This window comes from Bacillus sp. FSL R5-0820, from assembly GCF_038593385.1.
Lineage (GTDB): Bacteria > Bacillota > Bacilli > Bacillales > Bacillaceae > Bacillus > Bacillus altitudinis.
This window is the reverse complement of the sequence record NZ_CP151991.1, coordinates 2,438,684-2,455,841: the sequence shown is the minus strand read 5'-3', so window position 1 is coordinate 2,455,841 and position 17,158 is coordinate 2,438,684. Positions and strand designations below refer to the sequence as shown.

21 protein-coding genes and 1 other annotated feature are annotated in these 17,158 nt (G+C 42.2%); of the genes, 19 read left to right on the top strand and 2 right to left on the bottom strand.

Translation table 11 applies throughout. The features are described from left to right. The first annotated feature begins 12 nt into the window (after nucleotides 1–12). The 19 genes from NST15_RS12705 (at nucleotide 13) to pheA (ending at nucleotide 15,387) form a co-directional block, all read left to right on the top strand. Entirely contained in the window at nucleotides 13–1,317 is a 1,305-nt protein-coding gene (locus tag NST15_RS12705) for a folylpolyglutamate synthase/dihydrofolate synthase family protein (RefSeq protein ID WP_342498570.1), read from the top strand. A gap of 163 nt (nucleotides 1,318–1,480) precedes the next feature. Further along, entirely contained in the window at nucleotides 1,481–2,164 is a 684-nt protein-coding gene (locus NST15_RS12700) for a prepilin peptidase (protein ID WP_317329496.1), read from the top strand. Between the two features lie 14 nt (nucleotides 2,165–2,178). Beyond that, on the top strand, nucleotides 2,179–3,372 hold the full coding sequence (locus NST15_RS12695) for an SPOR domain-containing protein (RefSeq protein ID WP_019743432.1): 1,194 nt from the start codon (nucleotides 2,179–2,181) through the stop codon (nucleotides 3,370–3,372). A gap of 177 nt (nucleotides 3,373–3,549) precedes the next feature. Next, a complete protein-coding gene (locus tag NST15_RS12690; protein WP_056705862.1) occupies nucleotides 3,550–4,119 on the top strand; it encodes a Maf family protein in 570 nt (189 codons plus the stop codon). Between the two features lie 48 nt (nucleotides 4,120–4,167). After that, a complete protein-coding gene (radC, locus tag NST15_RS12685; protein WP_026050121.1) occupies nucleotides 4,168–4,842 on the top strand; it encodes a DNA repair protein RadC in 675 nt (224 codons plus the stop codon). A gap of 90 nt (nucleotides 4,843–4,932) precedes the next feature. Then, nucleotides 4,933–5,952: a rod shape-determining protein gene (locus NST15_RS12680; protein ID WP_007501538.1), complete on the top strand. Its 1,020-nt coding sequence runs from the start codon at nucleotides 4,933–4,935 to the stop codon at nucleotides 5,950–5,952. 27 nt (nucleotides 5,953–5,979) lie between these two features. Then, nucleotides 5,980–6,879: a rod shape-determining protein MreC gene (gene mreC, locus NST15_RS12675; RefSeq protein WP_007501536.1), complete on the top strand. Its 900-nt coding sequence runs from the start codon at nucleotides 5,980–5,982 to the stop codon at nucleotides 6,877–6,879. Next, nucleotides 6,876–7,394, top strand: coding sequence for a rod shape-determining protein MreD (gene mreD, locus NST15_RS12670; protein ID WP_025207721.1), 519 nt, complete (start codon nucleotides 6,876–6,878; stop codon nucleotides 7,392–7,394). Before mreC ends, mreD begins: the two co-directional genes overlap by 4 nt. 54 nt (nucleotides 7,395–7,448) lie before the next feature. Then, nucleotides 7,449–8,132: a septum site-determining protein MinC gene (gene minC / locus NST15_RS12665; RefSeq protein WP_113747129.1), complete on the top strand. Its 684-nt coding sequence runs from the start codon at nucleotides 7,449–7,451 to the stop codon at nucleotides 8,130–8,132. Between the two features lie 2 nt (nucleotides 8,133–8,134). After that, a complete protein-coding gene (minD, locus tag NST15_RS12660; protein ID WP_017358134.1) occupies nucleotides 8,135–8,938 on the top strand; it encodes a septum site-determining protein MinD in 804 nt (267 codons plus the stop codon). 109 nt (nucleotides 8,939–9,047) lie between these two features. Next, a complete protein-coding gene (locus NST15_RS12655) occupies nucleotides 9,048–9,839 on the top strand; it encodes a M23 family metallopeptidase (protein ID WP_050827517.1) in 792 nt (263 codons plus the stop codon). Beyond that, entirely contained in the window at nucleotides 9,832–10,701 is an 870-nt protein-coding gene (locus NST15_RS12650) for a M50 family metallopeptidase (protein WP_041506793.1), read from the top strand. Before NST15_RS12655 ends, NST15_RS12650 begins: the two co-directional genes overlap by 8 nt. Before the next feature lie 66 nt (nucleotides 10,702–10,767). Next, nucleotides 10,768–10,841: a sequence feature (ribosomal protein L21 leader region), on the top strand. Between the two features lie 12 nt (nucleotides 10,842–10,853). Beyond that, nucleotides 10,854–11,162 carry a 50S ribosomal protein L21 gene (gene rplU / locus NST15_RS12645; RefSeq protein WP_003216781.1) on the top strand — a complete coding sequence of 103 codons (309 nt, stop codon included), beginning with the start codon at nucleotides 10,854–10,856 and terminating at the stop codon, nucleotides 11,160–11,162. A gap of 14 nt (nucleotides 11,163–11,176) precedes the next feature. Then, nucleotides 11,177–11,515, top strand: a complete 339-nt coding sequence (locus NST15_RS12640) for a ribosomal-processing cysteine protease Prp (RefSeq protein WP_007501524.1) — start codon at nucleotides 11,177–11,179, stop codon at nucleotides 11,513–11,515. Between the two features lie 12 nt (nucleotides 11,516–11,527). Then, the gene (rpmA, locus tag NST15_RS12635; protein WP_003216586.1) at nucleotides 11,528–11,812 is read left to right on the top strand and encodes a 50S ribosomal protein L27; all 285 of its coding nucleotides are present in this window, start codon (nucleotides 11,528–11,530) and stop codon (nucleotides 11,810–11,812) included. Nucleotides 11,813–12,089: 277 nt separating this feature from the next. Next, nucleotides 12,090–12,683: a sporulation initiation phosphotransferase B gene (locus tag NST15_RS12630; RefSeq protein WP_007501522.1), complete on the top strand. Its 594-nt coding sequence runs from the start codon at nucleotides 12,090–12,092 to the stop codon at nucleotides 12,681–12,683. Nucleotides 12,684–12,704: 21 nt separating this feature from the next. After that, nucleotides 12,705–13,991, top strand: a complete 1,287-nt coding sequence (gene obgE / locus NST15_RS12625; protein ID WP_007501521.1) for a GTPase ObgE — start codon at nucleotides 12,705–12,707, stop codon at nucleotides 13,989–13,991. Nucleotides 13,992–14,046: 55 nt separating this feature from the next. Beyond that, a complete protein-coding gene (locus tag NST15_RS12620; RefSeq protein ID WP_008342790.1) occupies nucleotides 14,047–14,490 on the top strand; it encodes an ACT domain-containing protein in 444 nt (147 codons plus the stop codon). An 18-nt stretch (nucleotides 14,491–14,508) separates the two neighbouring features. After that, a complete protein-coding gene (pheA, locus tag NST15_RS12615) occupies nucleotides 14,509–15,387 on the top strand; it encodes a prephenate dehydratase (RefSeq protein ID WP_007501516.1) in 879 nt (292 codons plus the stop codon). 24 nt (nucleotides 15,388–15,411) lie between these two features. Here pheA and NST15_RS12610 read toward each other — a convergent pair whose 3' ends face one another. Continuing rightward, complete coding sequence (locus NST15_RS12610) at nucleotides 15,412–15,951, bottom strand: transcription repressor NadR (protein WP_017358132.1); 540 nt, start codon at nucleotides 15,949–15,951, stop codon at nucleotides 15,412–15,414. A 3-nt stretch (nucleotides 15,952–15,954) separates the two neighbouring features. Beyond that, a complete protein-coding gene (locus NST15_RS12605; RefSeq protein ID WP_342498569.1) occupies nucleotides 15,955–17,103 on the bottom strand; it encodes an IscS subfamily cysteine desulfurase in 1,149 nt (382 codons plus the stop codon). Nucleotides 17,104–17,158 lie beyond the last annotated feature (55 nt).

Below are 17,158 nucleotides of genomic sequence, written 5' to 3'. Positions count from 1 at the left end.
ATGAAATGAGAGATGACATTGTTTACAACCTATCATGAAGCCATTGAATGGATTCATAGCAGACTCGCTTTCGGTGTCAAACCGGGACTTGAACGAATGAAATGGCTGATGGACAGACTAGACCATCCTGAACAAAAAATAAAAGCAGTGCATGTGGCTGGAACAAATGGAAAAGGATCAACGATTGCATTTACTCGATCCATTTTACAGTCAACGGGCTATTCAGTTGGAACCTTCACCTCACCATTTATTTTAACATTCAATGAACGAATTAGTGTAAATGGGGAGCCGATTTTGGACGAAGAGTGGCTGAGTTTGGTGAACGACATCAAGCCTTTAGTTGATGAATTAGATGATACAGAGCTTGGTGCAGCAACAGAGTTTGAGATCATTACAGCATGTGCGTTTGCTTATTTTGCCCATGTGCACCAAGTAGACTTTGTCCTCTTGGAAACAGGACTTGGCGGAAGACTTGATTCTACAAATGTGGCAGCGCCCATCTTAACAGCAATTACGTCGATTGGTCATGATCATATGGCCATTTTAGGCGACACACTTGATCAGATTGCAGCAGAAAAAGCTGGCATTATTAAAGCTGGGATTCCGATGATCACGGCCGTTCATCAAGCGGAAGCTCTTACTGTGATTCAACACAAAGCCGAAGAAAAGAATGCGCCGTTTATCTCGTTACATGATACTTGTACCTTTAAGGACCAGCAGCCGACGGAAACAGGAGAACGTTTCACATTCACTACCCCAAAAAGGGAGTACTCGCAGCTAGAGACAGGGTTAATCGGAACGCATCAAAGGCAGAACGCCTCCCTTGCCGTTCTACTGATCGAATGGCTGGAGCAAGAAGGATATATCCATGTGCTAGATGAGCAAGTGTATGAAGGAATTCGGCAAGCGGTGTGGGCTGGAAGATTTGAAAAGATCCAAGATGAGCCTCTTGTTTATTTAGATGGTGCTCATAACGAAGAAGGAATGGACCGTTTAATCGAAACTGTACAAGCTCATTTTTCTAGTAAACAGGTTCATATATGTTTTAGTGCGTTAAAAGATAAACCTTACAAACAAATGATCGAAAAGCTTGAAAGGATTAGTTCATCGATTCATTTTGTTTCCTTTGACTTTCCAAGAGCTGAATCAGCGGAAAAGCTTTATGATTGCAGTCATTTAGAAGCAAAATCGTTTGATGAAGACCCTCGTGCAGTGCTTGACTTCATTCAGAAGAAAAGAGATGACCCTTCAGCAATGATTCTGGTGACAGGTTCCCTTTATTTTATCTCAGATGTACGAAGTCGTATTTTACAGTAAGGAAAAGACGCAAATTGCTTCTATGCAGTGTGCGTCTTTTTTTTTTGATATGTAGGAGAGGGGGAAATTCACTTTTTCGCAAGGTGATCAAAGGTGAATCGCTATGGTACAATCCGGTCTATTCTATTTCCGGAAGGAGTGACTTGATTTGATTGATTTTTTTATGTTTTGTTCAGGCATGGTCATGGGGTCATTTTTTCATCTAGTTGGTGAGAGGCTTCCAATGAAGCGGTCTATTCTTTTTCCTCGTTCACACTGCGGAGCTTGTAAAGAGCCGCTTTCTTTTCACGACATGCTCCCGCTTGTTTCTTATGTTGTATTGAAAGGGTCATGTAAGCATTGTGGAACCCGGCTCTCTTTGCTTTATCCACTGGTTGAGCTGTTGACAGGCGGCCTTTTTTTACTCGTTTATAGACATGCTGGTTTCTCTTTTGAGGGCCTTTTTCTTGTGAGTCTATGTAGTTTATTCGTGATTGCTGTCGTGAGCGATCTTTTTTATATGAGAGTACCCAACGAGCTCTTTCTCTTCTTTTTTCCTCTTTTCGTCATATACCGCACGCAAGAACCGCTTTTTATTTGGTGGGAAGGAGTGGCATCTCTTCTTATTTGTCTTCTTTTGTTTTATAGTTTAGAACAATTCAAGCCAAATAGTATGGGGGGAGCGGATGTCAAACTATTTGGTGTGCTTGCATTTTGCTTCGGATTTAAGCCATTTCTGATCATTCTTTTTCTTTCGTCTGTCACGGGAATGGTTTACGCAAAGGTGTTTTCTTACAAGGCAAATGAACCCTTTCCTTTTGTTCCTGCCATCGCTTGTTCTTTCTGGCTTTATCTTTTTTTGTGGTGATTTGTTAAGCCCAATTGGTCATTTTTTTGGATGAGAAAATTGGCGAACACTTTTTGAACCTGCCGACAAAAGTCTTGTTCTTTTTTTTATTGGCTATGTTAAAGTGTGAAACAGAAAGAAGGACGGGTTACATTCGCGCTATTTCATTGGACAGAAAGGTCTTTCTTACAAACAATGTCAGAAAGCGGGGAATGACAGTGAAAAAAAGGCAGGCAAAAAAACAAGGGTTAAAGGTCAATATTAATGGCAAGGAAGAAATGCTGCATGAAGAAGATCATCAACCTCAAAAACAGCAAGGGGATCAAGTGACGTTTTCGAACTGGGAGGAAAAGAGGCAGTCGGAACAGGAGACAGCCGCTTCCGAGGAAGAACCGTCCAAACCGAAAGAAGAAGATTTTCAATGGGACGATGCAGCTGATCACATTTACCATTCGGATCCAAAGGTCGTCACACCTTATCAAAAGAAAAAAGGTTCTTTTGACCAGAAGTTCAGTAAAAACCGCGGTCCCTTCAAACGAGTGATGACAACGATTGTGTTTGCAGTCGTTCTAGGGACAGGCCTCGGTGTATTTGCACTAAGTTTAAGTAAAGATGGATCTGCCAATCCATCAGGAGGCGATCATATCAGCGTCTCAGCATCTGGAAGCGGGCCTTCGGCGAAAGCTGGGGGAGATGCACCACCGGCTGATCTTGCAGATACGTCAAAGGACAATGAAGGTGAAAAAAGTGCATCAGGCCATTTTTCAACCTTTGTGGTGCAGGCTGGAAAGTTTTCTTCTGAAAAAGGAGCAGATGATTTAGTTGACAGTTTAAAAGAGGCAGGATATGCAGGTAAAAAGGTATCAATGGATGATGGATATTATGTGATTGCCGGGCTTGCCACAGAACAAGGCATGACAAGTGCCGTTGGGAAAAAATTAATCGATCAGCACTTTGAAGCATGGGGAGGAAAAGAGCTCTCGTTTCAAGTGCCGGATGAGCTGACAGGTTTAATAGAGAAGGCATCTGTCTTATCCTCTAAGATGATTGCAGGAGATGATGTGGATCAAAAAGAAGTCACTCAGCTGATTTCTGAACTCGAAAATGCCAAAACAACCGATGCACCAGCTAAAAGCAGTTTGCTGAAAGCTGTACAGCTTTTAAATGATCCATCTGCTGAAAATGGCTGGAAATCTCAGCAAGCGCTATTAGATCAACTAAATACGTAAAATCATGTTTTTAACAGCCAAACTAGTCAAAAAATGACTAGTTTTTTTCTTTTGCTTCCAACATAATGATGTAGGAACATGAAAATTGCATTTTCGTCAATTGTCGGTAAGATATTCATTTGATAGGATGAATGGGTATCTTACCTCTTAGGCTAAACCCTGAAAGGATGAACAAACATGAACCAGTTAATACTCGCATCTCAATCACCTAGAAGAAAAGAATTGCTTGATTTAGCAGGGTTTTCTTATGACATTCAAGCAAGTGATTTAAAAGAAGAAATAAATCGAAACCTTTCTCCTGCTGAGAACGTCCAATGGTTGGCAGAACAAAAAGCAAATGATATTCAAAAAATACATCCCAAAGCTGTGATCATTGGTGCAGATACAATTGTTGCAATTGATGGCAAATGTCTTGGAAAGCCAAAAGACAAGGAAGATGCAGCCTCAATGCTTCAATTATTGTCAGGTAAGACACATCAAGTCTTGACTGGTGTCACGATTCAATCAGAGAATAGAAAAGAAACATTTTATGAACAGACAGACGTGACATTTTGGCCGCTTACACAAGATGAAATAGACCGCTATATTGAAACCGATGAGCCTCTTGATAAAGCTGGAAGCTACGGCATTCAAGGAAAAGGTGCCCTGTTTGTACAAAAAATAGACGGTGATTATTTTTCCGTTGTAGGACTCCCTATTGCTAAAACAGTCAGAGTGCTTGAAACATTTGGTATCACCCCTTTTTGATGACGGGAAGGAATCAAAAAAGGAGTGTAGATCTTGAATCATTTCCCTATGCTGCTGAAGCATTTTCCTCATGATGAAAAGCCGCGCGAACGATTTGTCAAATATGGCCCAAGCAGCTTATCAAACCATGAACTTGTCGCGATTCTTTTGAGAACAGGCACAAAAAAGGAATCAGTTCTTCAAGTGTCCGCAAGACTTTTACAAACATTTGGTGGTCTTCGTTCTGTGAAGGAAGCTTCGATTGAAGAATTGTCAAAGATTCGAGGAGTTGGAAAAGCGAAGGCGATCTCTCTTTTAGCTGCTTTAGAACTCGGCACTAGATTACACCATCAAACGACGGACAATCGTTATGTGATCCGCACGCCGGAGGATGGTGCGAATTTTGTGATGGAAGATATGAGATTTTTGACGCAGGAGAATTTCGTTTGTCTTTATCTCAATACCAAAAATCAAGTTCTTCATAAACATACTGTGTTTATCGGAAGTCTAAATTCGTCGATTGTTCACCCGCGCGAAATTTTTAAAGAGGCCTTTAAACGTTCGGCCGCTTCATTTATATGTGTGCACAACCATCCATCTGGAGATCCGACGCCCAGCAGGGAAGATATTGAAGTCACACAGCGACTTTTTGAATGTGGGAAGCTGATTGGAATACAGCTGCTTGATCATCTAGTGATCGGTGATCAAAAATTTGTGAGTTTGAAGGAAAAAGGGTATTTGTAACACTTTTTTTTTCAATGTTTTACGATATAATAGAGTTTATGAGTTTTTCCCTAAAGGGAATTTTGGTTTAAGAAAGGAAGATACATACATATGTTTGGAATTGGTACAAAAGACCTTGGAATAGATCTTGGAACAGCGAATACGCTTGTTTTTATTAAAGGAAAAGGCATTGTTGTGAGAGAACCTTCGGTCGTAGCTTTGGAAACTGATACGAAGTCTATAGTGGCGGTTGGAAATGACGCTAGAAACATGATCGGTCGTACACCTGGTAATGTTGTGGCACTGCGCCCAATGAAAGACGGAGTCATTGCAGACTACGAGACGACAGCAACAATGATGAAATATTACATTAATCAAGCATTAAAAGGTAAAGGGCTTTTTGCTCGTAAACCGTACGTGATGGTGTGTGTACCATCTGGTATTACAGCAGTAGAAGAGCGTGCAGTCATTGATGCAACAAGACAAGCTGGTGCTCGTGACGCATACCCTATTGAAGAGCCATTTGCTGCGGCAATCGGTGCTAACCTTCCTGTATGGGAGCCAACTGGAAGCATGGTTGTAGATATTGGTGGCGGTACAACAGAAGTAGCCATTATTTCACTTGGCGGTATTGTGACATCTCAATCGATCCGTGTTGCAGGAGACGAGATGGATGATGCGATCAGCAGCTACATTCGTAAAACGTATAATCTTATGATTGGTGATCGCACGTCAGAAGCGATTAAAATGGAAATCGGTTCTGCGCAGCCTGACGTACATGATGAGATGGACATTCGCGGCCGTGACCTTTTAACAGGTCTGCCAAAAACGATCTCTATTACGGCAGAAGAAATTGCAAAAGCGCTTCGCGATACGGTGGAAACAATTGTCGATGCGGTCAAAATGACACTTGAAAAAACGCCACCTGAGCTGGCAGCAGATATTATGGACCGTGGAATCGTTTTAACAGGCGGTGGTGCATTGCTGCGTAATCTTGACAAAGTCATTAGTGATGAAACAAAAATGCCGGTCATTATTGCTGAAGATCCGCTTGACTGTGTGGCGATCGGAACAGGGAAAGCACTAGAACATATTCACTTGTTCAAAGGAAAATCTAAAGATAATCGATAATTGGGCGTAAATAAAGAGGTGTAAGACATGCCGCAGTTTTTTATGAATAAAAGATTAATGTTGCTCCTTGTCTGTGTCATCGTACTGGTGGCCATGATTGGTTTTTCAGTGAAAAGCGGCAGAGGTGCTTCATGGCCGGAAAAATTAGTGGGGGATACGACAGGCTTTTTTCAAGGTGTCTTTCATAAACCATCACAATTTATTGCCGGTATTTATGGGAACGTACAAGATTTAAAGAACACATATGATGAAAACGAGCGTCTTCGAAAAAAACTTGATGGACAAACCCAATATGAGGCGAAACTTCAAGAACTAGAAGATGAGAACAAAAAGCTTCGCAAGCAGCTCGGGTATGTGAACTCTATTCGTGACTACACGCCCATTCTTTCAACAGTCATTGCGAGAAACCCGTCCCTTTGGGATAGTTTTGTCATGATTGATAAAGGGAAAAAACAAGGCGTTGAAAAAGATATGGCGGTCACCAATGAGAGTGGTGCGTTAATTGGGAAAATTGAAAGTGATAAGCTCAACAATTTTACGTCGACTGTAAGGTTGCTAAGCTCTACAGATCAAAATAATAGAATTTCAACGAAAATTTTTGCGAAAAAGGGCAAAGAAGAACTCAATGGAATTATTAACGGTTATGACAGCAAGAAAAAAATGCTGACAATGAACATTTTAAAATCCGATGCTGATGGGGATGTCAAAAAAGGAGATCTTGTTGAAACATCTGGAGCAGGGGGCGTATTCCCGCAGGGCTTGACGATTGGGAAGGTAAGCGAAATTGAGCCGGACCATTACGGACTGACAAAAATTATTTATGTAGAACCAGCTGCTGAACTCAATAATTTAGACCGCGTGATTGTTGTGAATCGCAGCACAAGTACGGCAGATGCATCTCAATTAACGAAGGAGGAAGGCTCGTGAAACGTGTCCTTCTTGCTTTCGTCATGTTGTTTATTTTCGTATTTGACAGTATTTTTGTCGATTTAGTGAAGCTCCCATTTGTTTCAGATAATCAAATTTTAGCACCTCATTTCATCTTACTCGCACTTGTATTTATGACAGCTTTTGTGAATCAAAAATATGGTGTGATTTATGGATTTGTCTTTGGACTTTTATATGATATTTCGTATACAGGTATTCTTGGTGTTCATATGTTTGGCTTTGGTGCGCTCTGCTATTTGTTAGCAAAAGCCTTCAAAGTCCTCCAAACGAATATGTTAGTCGTTGTCTTTCTATCGATGATTGCTGTTGCAGTGATGGAGTTTTATGTGTACGGCGTTCAAGCGACGATTCAACCAGGTATTATGCCTTTTAATACGTATGTCATCGAACGCTTTATTCCAACGATTCTTTTAAATACTGCTGCGTCTCTCATACTTGTTGTGCCGCTTAGGCTCTTTTTCATCAATGTGAAACAAGGACTGATCGACGAATAAAAGCAGGAGTTTGTCCAATTACGGCGAAATGAGTATGTTGTTGAGGTGAGCATCTTGAAAACTCAAAAACAGCAGTATGTGACAATAAAAGGTACAAAAAACGGATTAACATTACAGTTAAATGATGACTGTTCGTTTGAAGACCTTCTTTCTGGCTTGCGAGAGGTTCTTTTACTTGAGCAATATACAGACGGAAGAGAAGGATATAAAGTCAATGTGCATATTAAACTTGGTTTTCGATATTTAACAGAGGATCAAGAGGCGCGTTTAACTGAAGCGGTGTCTGAAAATGAACATCTCGTCATTCACTCTATTGAAAGTGACGTCATGTCAACTGAAGAGGCGAGACGTTTAAAAGCAGAGGCTGAGATTACTTCTGTAGCAAAAATTGTACGCTCTGGACAGGTGCTTTATGTCGAAGGGGATCTTTTATTAATAGGAGATGTCAACCCTGGCGGAACCATTCGTGCAGGGGGGAATATTTTTGTGCTCGGTGCATTAAAAGGTGTAGCGCATGCTGGATGTAATGGAAACAAACAAGCTGTGATTGCGGCATCTCATATGATTCCAACCCAGCTTCGCATCGCACAAGTGTTTAACCGTGCACCGGATCAAAAAGAAGATGGAAATGAAATGGAATGTGCTTATTTAGATATAGATGGCAATATGATCATTGAACGCCTGCAGCAATTGGCTCATATAAGACCTAATCTGACAAGGCTTGAGGGAGGAATGTGAAATTGGGCGAGGCTATTGTGATTACCTCAGGAAAAGGCGGCGTTGGCAAAACAACAACATCTGCAAACTTAGGCACAGCACTAGCAATTCAAGGGAAAAAAGTGTGTCTAGTTGATACCGACATCGGCCTTCGGAATTTAGATGTCGTGATGGGGCTTGAAAACCGCATTATTTATGATCTAGTCGATGTAGTAGAAGGAAGATGCAAGATTCACCAAGCGCTTGTGAAGGATAAGCGGTTCGAGGATCTTTTGTATCTTTTACCTGCTGCTCAAACAAGCGATAAAACGGCGGTAGAGCCGGAGCAGATCAAAGAATTAATTCAATCATTGAAACAAGACTTTGATTATGTTGTCATTGATTGCCCTGCTGGAATTGAGCAAGGCTTTAAAAATGCTGTATCAGGTGCTGACAAAGCGATTGTGGTCACGACACCTGAAATCTCAGCTGTGAGAGATGCAGACCGAATTATCGGCTTGCTGGAACAAGAGGATATTGAACCGCCTCGTTTGATTGTGAACCGCATTCGTACACACATGGCGAAAAATGGCGATTCGATGGATGTGGATGAAGTTGTCCATCATTTATCAATTGATCTTCTCGGCATTGTAGCCGATGATGATGATGTCATTAAGGCTTCAAACAATGGTGAACCGATTGTCATGGATGCTAAAAATAAAGTTTCCATTGCGTATCGCAATATTGCTCGCCGCGTACTAGGTGAATCTGTTCCTCTTCAATCCTTTGAAGAAGAAAACAAAGGGATGTTTGCAAAGCTGAAAGCATTTTTCGGTGTAAGAGCATAATGATTCACGTGAGATGAGACCGATTCGATGAGAATCGGTCTTTTTGTTGCATATCATATGAGGTCGCCACATAAAATGTACAAACTGTTTGTATGTAAAGGGTGATCTTATGAAAAGAGTGGACGAGTATCGAAAGAAAATAGCGCAGCGCCGCAAAATGAAGCAGCCAGCTGCTGCCCCTAAGAAGGCAGCTTTCAAGAAGAAAGATGATATTCCGCCATGGGTCATGTTAACAGAAGAAGAAAAGCATTCTGGCTCGGCTTCCTACGAGTCAACGTCTCACCAAACGAAAAAATTTCGCCATCCGTTATTTCATTCAAATACGTTTGTGCTTAAATGTTTACTTTCTGCCTCTCTTGTACTGATTGCCGCTATTTCATTTAAAGGGCAGGCGGGGCCTTTTCAGCAGCTGAAGCCGATGATCAGTCAAACCTTTGAACAAGATTTTCAATTTGCCGCCGCCAACCGGTGGTTTGAGAAAACTGTCGGAAACCCACTTGCCTTTTTAACCGATAGAAAAGAAGGGCAAAAGGACGTACAAGCCAATCAAGAACTGGCTGTCCCTGCCTCTGGAAAAGTACAGGAATCCTTCACGCAAAATGGTGCCGGAGTCAAAGTTGAAACATCTGCTGAAGCCATCGATAGTATGAAAGAAGGCTATGTCGTAGAAGTGAAAAAGAAAAGTGATACAGGGCTCACAGTCGTGGTGCAGCATGCAGATAACAGCTATAGCTGGTACGGCCAACTAAAAGAAGCTGACGTGGCTTTATACGATTTTGTCGATAAGGGGGAAAAAATTGGTCAAATTGCGCTTGATGAACAAGGGAAGGGGACATATTACTTCGCCATTAAGCAAAATGAACAGTTTATTGATCCCATTCAGGTGATGACCTTTGAATAGATGGCTGCTCATGCTGACAAAGGTCCATGTTCACCCGCTCCTTTGGATAGTCATGGCATTTGCCATGCTATCAGGTCAAATTAAGCCGCTGCTTTGTTTACTCATCATCGTCTGTGTCCATGAGCTTGGACATGCAGCGGCTGCTTGTTATTATCACTGGCGGATTCGGCGGATTTTTTTACTGCCATTTGGCGGGGCGGTAGAAGTAGAAGAGCACGGGAACCGTCCGCTAAAAGAAGAGCTGGCGGTCATTTTATGCGGACCGCTTCAGCATGTCCCGCTCCAGCTTGTCGCCTGGCTTCTCATGGAAGCCTCACTTATCTCATATGACGTCTTTACGATGTTTACTTTTTATAATGTAGCGATTTTTCTAGTGAACCTTTTGCCCATTTGGCCACTTGATGGCGGGAAATTATTCTTTTTGCTCTTATCTGTTTTTTACCCTTTCCAACAGGCACATGCCCTTGCAATTAAAGGCTCTCTCATTTTTTTCGGTCTTTTGACAGCAGGGTTACTCTGTTTTGCTCCGCTGCAATTCAACGGCTGGATCCTGCTCACTTTTTTAGCCTACTCGCTTGTGATGGAGCACCGGCAGCGGCATTATATCAGGGTACGTTTTTTACTAGAACGTTATTACGGTAAAAAAGAGCAAAAGGTAGAGAAACTCATTCCGCTGAGAGCCGGTGCTGAGGAGAAAATATATGAAGTGATGGCGCGATTCCAAAGGGGCTGTAAGCATCCCATTATTATCGAACGGAATGGTGTGAAAATGAGCCAGCTCGATGAAAATGAATTGCTCCATGCTTATTTTTCAGACCGAAGAACCACCTCTTCCATGGAAGATCTTCTTTTGCCGTACTAATGGTGAAAATACATTGACATTCAGCGTCTAATTTGATATATTTTTTAATGTTATGGATATGTAGCACCCGTGCTACAACCGCGCGGAGCAGGTGTAAAGTGCCTATTGGCCCCCTGTATTCGGCGAGTCTGAGTTTATTAGGAGGTGCAGAGATGTACGCAATTATCGAAACTGGTGGTAAACAAGTAAAAGTTGAAGAAGGTCAAACTGTTTATGTTGAAAAACTAGCTGCTGAAGCAGGTGAAACAGTTACTTTCGAAAACGTATTGTTTGTCGGCGGAGACACTGTCAAAGTGGGTAACCCTTCAGTTGCTGGAGCAACAGTAACGGCTAAAGTTGAAAAACAAGGTCGCGGTAAGAAAATTACTGTGTTCAAGTACAAACCGAAGAAAAACAACCACAAAAAACAAGGTCATCGTCAACCTTACACTAAAGTTGTTATCGAAAAAATCAACGCTTAAGGCGTGTGAGTGATATGATCAAAGCAACCATTACTCGGTCGCCAGCAGATGAAAGCATTACGTCTTTTCAGATGACTGGACATGCCGAGTTTGCTGAAAAAGGTCAGGATCTCGTTTGTGCAGGTGTATCTGCTGTTGTTTTTGGGTCAGTCAATTCAATTATTGCACTGACAGGAATGGATCCACTGCTTGATATTGGGGATGAAGGCGGGTATTTCTCTTTTGAACTGCCAGCTGATACAGATCCAGTCACCTTTGAAAAAGCCCAGTTGCTTTTAGAAGGCATGGTCGTTTCCTTAGAAACAATTGAACGAGATTATCACGATTATGTGAGAATATCTACAAAAAAATAGGAGGTGAACTTCATGCTTAGATTAGATCTTCAATTTTTCGCATCTAAAAAAGGGGTAGGTTCTACAAAGAACGGACGTGACTCTGAGTCTAAACGTTTAGGCGCTAAACGTGCTGATGGTCAATTCGTAACTGGTGGTTCTATCCTTTATCGTCAACGTGGAACGAAAATCTATCCAGGTGAAAACGTTGGACGCGGAGGCGACGACACTCTTTTCGCTAAAATCGACGGAACAGTTAAATTCGAACGTTTCGGTCGTGACCGTAAAAAAGTGAGCGTATATCCTGCGGCACAATAATTGCTAAAAACTCCGGTCATTGACTGGAGTTTTTTTCACTATTCAGGGAGCTTTTGCGCTTTTTACAAGTAGTACCGAAGATGATAAAAGAAGATGCACTCCATAGATATCAAAGAATGTTTGCTGACTTTGCCTCATTTTCTCCTATACGATCAGAAAAAACAACCTTTCCTCACATAACTAGTGTTTTTCTAAGCTGTCTTCTCTGTTATAATTCAGGGAGACATATTGATGATAAGACTCCTAAAAGAGAGACCAAACGATTGGGAGTGCGATAATGGAAGAGATACCAAGTAAACAAAACGAAAAATTAACTCACGTTGCATTAACGAATGAATTGATCCATCTGCTTAGTCGTTCAAGACACGACTGGATGAATAAATTGCAGTTAATCAAAGGCAACTTGACATTAGAAAAATATGACCGAGTGTTCGAAATAATAGAAGAAATGGTCATTGAAGCACAGCATGAATCCAAACTCTCAAATTTAAAAATTCCCCAATTGGCCTATTACTTTCTAACCTTTAATTGGGAGTCGCATTTTATCACCCTAGAATATGAAGTGCTTGGTGAAACCCGAGACTTATCAGCATATGAATCGCAGCTGCTAACGGTATCACGGGAGTTGTTTTCGATATTCGATCAATCAGTTTGCCAAAAAACTGAAAATCATTTAACGGTCACTTTCCAAACGGATCATGAAGAGAATGATGTGATCTTATATTTTGATTTCAAAGGAAAATTAACAAGTTTGGATGCGTTAAATGCGTTTCATGACGCAAACTATCCATGTATGAGTATAACGCAATTTCATGTGACGAATCATGAGTCCATGATTGAGCTTTGTTTGAGGCAAGAACGAGATATGTGATGCAGAGAAACGGAGGAAGTTATGTTTGTAGATCAGGTTAAAGTGTATGTTAAAGGCGGTGACGGCGGAAACGGTATGGTGGCGTTCCGTCGTGAAAAATATGTGCCAAAAGGCGGGCCAGCTGGCGGCGACGGCGGAAATGGTGCAGATGTAGTATTTGAAGTAGACGAAGGACTTAGAACGTTAATGGACTTTCGTTATAAGCGTCATTTCAAGGCGGACCGCGGCGAGCATGGAATGAGTAAAAACCAGCATGGCCGAAATGCGGAAGAAATGATTGTTAAAGTTCCGCCTGGTACAGTTGTGACAGATGCTGAGACGGAACAAGTACTAGCTGACTTGACAGAGCATGGACAGCGGGCTGTGATTGCCAAAGGTGGACGTGGCGGACGTGGAAATTCACGCTTCGCAACACCAGCAAACCCTGCACCACAGTTGTCTGAAAACGGTGAGCCAGGTAAAGAACGTGACGTCATCTTAGAATTAAAAGTACTTGCAGATGTTGGACTTGTTGGTTTCCCAAGTGTCGGGAAGTCAACGCTGCTTTCGATTGTCTCTTCTGCGAAACCAAAAATTGCGGATTATCATTTTACAACGCTTGTGCCAAACCTCGGAGTTGTTGAAACAGACGATAACCGAAGCTTTGTCATGGCGGATCTGCCAGGACTGATCGAAGGAGCGCACGAAGGTGTTGGCTTAGGTCATCAATTTTTACGCCACATTGAACGTACACGTGTCATTGTCCATGTCATTGATATGTCTGGACTTGAAGGGCGTGATCCATACGAAGATTACGTGACGATTAACGAAGAGCTTGAGCAATACAATATGAGATTGACAGAGCGTCCGCAAATCATTGTAGCGAACAAAATGGACATGCCGGATGCAGCTGACAATCTAGCGGCATTTAAAGAAAAATTAACAGATGACTATAAAGTGTTCCCAATTAGTGCGATCACAAGAGAAGGGCTTCGTGAGCTCTTATTTGAAATCGCCAATCAGCTTGAAACAACACCGGAATTCCCGCTCTACAATGAAGAAGAGCTCTCTGATAACCGTGTGATGTACAAGTTTGATGAAGGAGAAGCAGCATTTGAGATCTCAAGAGATCCTGACGGTACGTTTGTCTTAACTGGTAAAGCACTTGAGCGACTGTTTAAGATGACAGATTTCTCAAGAGACGAGTCAGTGAAACGATTCTCTAGACAGCTGCGCGGAATGGGCGTTGATGATGCCCTGCGTGAACGTGGTGCAAAAGATGGAGACATCATTCGTCTGCTTGAATTTGAATTTGAATTTATCGATTGATCAAAAGGAGGGTCCAGTTCATGGGCTCTCCCGTTTTTAAAAGGGGAGAAAACAGGTGAAAGAAGAAACGTTCTATTTAGTAAGAGAGGATGTACTTCCGGATGCGATGCGAAAAACGCTTGAAGTCAAAAAGCTTCTCGATCGCAAAAAAGCGGATTCAGTTGCCGATGCTGTTCAAAAAGCGGATTTAAGCCGCAGTGCTTTTTATAAATATCGAGATGCTGTTTTTCCATTTTATACAATGGTCAAGGAGCAGATCATCACATTGTTTTTCCACCTGGAGGATCGGTCTGGGGCTTTGTCTAGGCTGCTGCAAATTGTGGCTGACTCTGGCTGTAATGTGTTATCCATTCACCAAACGATTCCGCTGCAAGGAAGAGCGAATGTCACCCTGTCGATCAGTACGGCCGGCATGGCAGATGATATCAATACAGTCATGAATCAATTAAGAAAACTTGAATTTGTCGAAAAAGTTGAAATTCTAGGTTCTGGGGCGTAAAAGGAGAGATCATAGCAGATGAAGCAATTAACGGTAGGTTACTTTGGACCAGAGGCCACATTTACTCATTTGGCTGTCTGTTCTTGTTTTCCAAAAGATGCAGAGCAGCGGGCTTATGCAACCATTCCGCAATGTATGGATGCCGTGTCAAAGGGAGAAGTAGATTTGGCGGTCGTTCCACTTGAAAATGCACTCGAAGGATCTGTGAACTTAACGATTGATTATTTAATTCATGAGGACGCTTTGTCCATTGTGGGCGAAATGACAGCACCGATTCGCCAGCACCTGCTTGTCCATCCATCGAGAGCGGAGAGCTGGGAGACATTAGATGTGATTCAGTCACATCCGCACGCCATTGCGCAGTGTCATCAATTTTTGAAGAGGCAGTTCCCTGATATTCCGCATCGGCCAGTGGAATCAACAGGCTATGCAGCAAAATACATCAGTGAGCATCCAGATGAAGCTGTTGGTGCGATTGCAAATGAAATCGCCGCAAAAACGTATGGATTGACGATTGCGAAAAAAGACATTCATGATTATCCGCACAATCATACACGCTTTGTTATTTTACATAAAGAGGCGAAGGCATCGTTCCCAATGAATTCTGGTTTTTCTTCAAAGCCAAAAACGACCATTGTTGTCAGCCTCCCAAAGGATGATCAGTCAGGTGCATTGCACCGTGTGTTATCAGCTTTTTCATGGCGGAATCTCAATTTGTCCAAAATTGAATCGCGTCCGACAAAAACAGGCCTTGGACACTATTTATTTATCATTGATATCGAAAAAGAGATGGATGATGTACTTGTCCCTGGCGCCATTCAAGAATTAGAAGCGATTGGCTGTGAAGTGAAACTACTCGGCAGCTATCAAACATATGAATTAACGAATGAAAAATAGTGTCCTCTTGGGGACACTATTTTTTTAGTCTTTAATGAGAAATCCAGCGTCATCAAGCGCTTGAATGGCTTGGTCAAGCTGCTTTTGGCTGTATGAAGTAAGGGTATGTAAGTGTACGCCGTCTGTCAGCTCTGATAAGTAGGAGGCGCCCGTATTAGAAATATGATGAACGAAGTCCGCCACTTGTTTGCGCGTACTCACTCGAATAGAGGCCGTCAGCTCCCCGTAGACAGGGTGCTCAATGATCACGTCTTTCACCGTTACACCGTAGTCTACAATCAGTGTCAGCTCCTCTTCTGTACGATGAGGATCGTGCTTGCAAGCGATAATCTGTTCAATTTCAGTTTCCGGTGTATGCTGCGCCATATACACATAGCCTTGGCTTGTGGCAATAATGGGTTCGTTTTTTGCTTTTAGTAATGAAATATCTTGTACAATGACTTGTCGTGAGACAGCGGCTTTTTTAGCTAAAAAACTTCCGGTGAGTGGTGTATCAGTCTCTTGTAGCCACTTTAAAATGGCGTTTCTTCTTTCTTCGCCAATGAGTTTTCTCTCTTGTTCCACGTTTTATGCTCCTTTCTTCTCCTTTTGCAAGCTCTCAAATGTATGCAAAAGCTGATCGATGTCATCCTTTGATGATCCTCGTCCAAATGATAGTCGAATGAATTGAAGGGCATCACGATCTGATACATGTAATGCCTTCACAGCAGGGGAAGGGTGGTGATAACCAGAAGCGCACGCACTTCCTGTGGATATACAAATCCCATGCCGGTTACAAGCTAACATTACATATTGTCCTTCAAACCCTTCAAAAAAACAACCAATAATATGAGGCAGCGTGCGGCGCTGGTCACTTTCTTGCAGCATGCGGACAGACAGCTTCCGTTTTTTTAGCTGCTGAAGAAAATAATCACGAAGCTGAATATCCAGCTGCTGCTGATGCTCTATTTTCAGCATGATTTGCTCGCTCGCGGCAACAAAAGCACCGATACATGGAACGTTCACTGTCCCTGGGCGTAGACCATTTTCCTGTACAGTATCTTGATATATAGGCTTCCAAGGGACATGTGCCCCCATATAGACAGCACCGGCGCCCTTAGGTGCATACACTTTATGACTCGAAATGGAGAGGGCATCGACCCCAAGTTCTTTAATCGACACATGCATTTTTCCGAATGTCTGCACTGCATCTGTATGAAAAAGAATATCTCTTTCTTTTAAGAGCGTTGCTAATTCAGCTAATGGCTGAATAATCCCAGTTTCTGAGTTGGCATGCTGGATGGATACTAGTCCGGTTTCAGGCAATAGAGCCTGTTTGAGAATCTCCTTTGTGATGATTCCTTCTTGATTCGGTTCTATGACCGTCACCTTCACACCGAGACGCTGCAAGGCATTGACCGCATGATGAACGGAAGGGTGCTCTACTGATGTGGTAATGACATGCTGTTTATGTGGAGGTAGCCCATTTATGATCGATTGAATCGCAAGGATATTGGATTCAGTTCCGCCACTTGTAAAGTAAATACCATCAGGTTCGCCCCCTAGAATCGCTGCAAGTGATTGTCTGCTGTAAGCCAAGATTTTATTTGCTCTTCCTCCTGCATCATGCAGGCTGCTCGCATTTCCGTAACATTCTTTGCTCAACTGCTGAAATACATGCAGTGAATCCTCAGAAACAGGTGTAGAAGCTGCATAATCTAAATAAATCAAATCCATCCATCTCCTGTGTGAAAATTTTTTCTTGTATTTATTGTAGTGTTGTGTAATGATA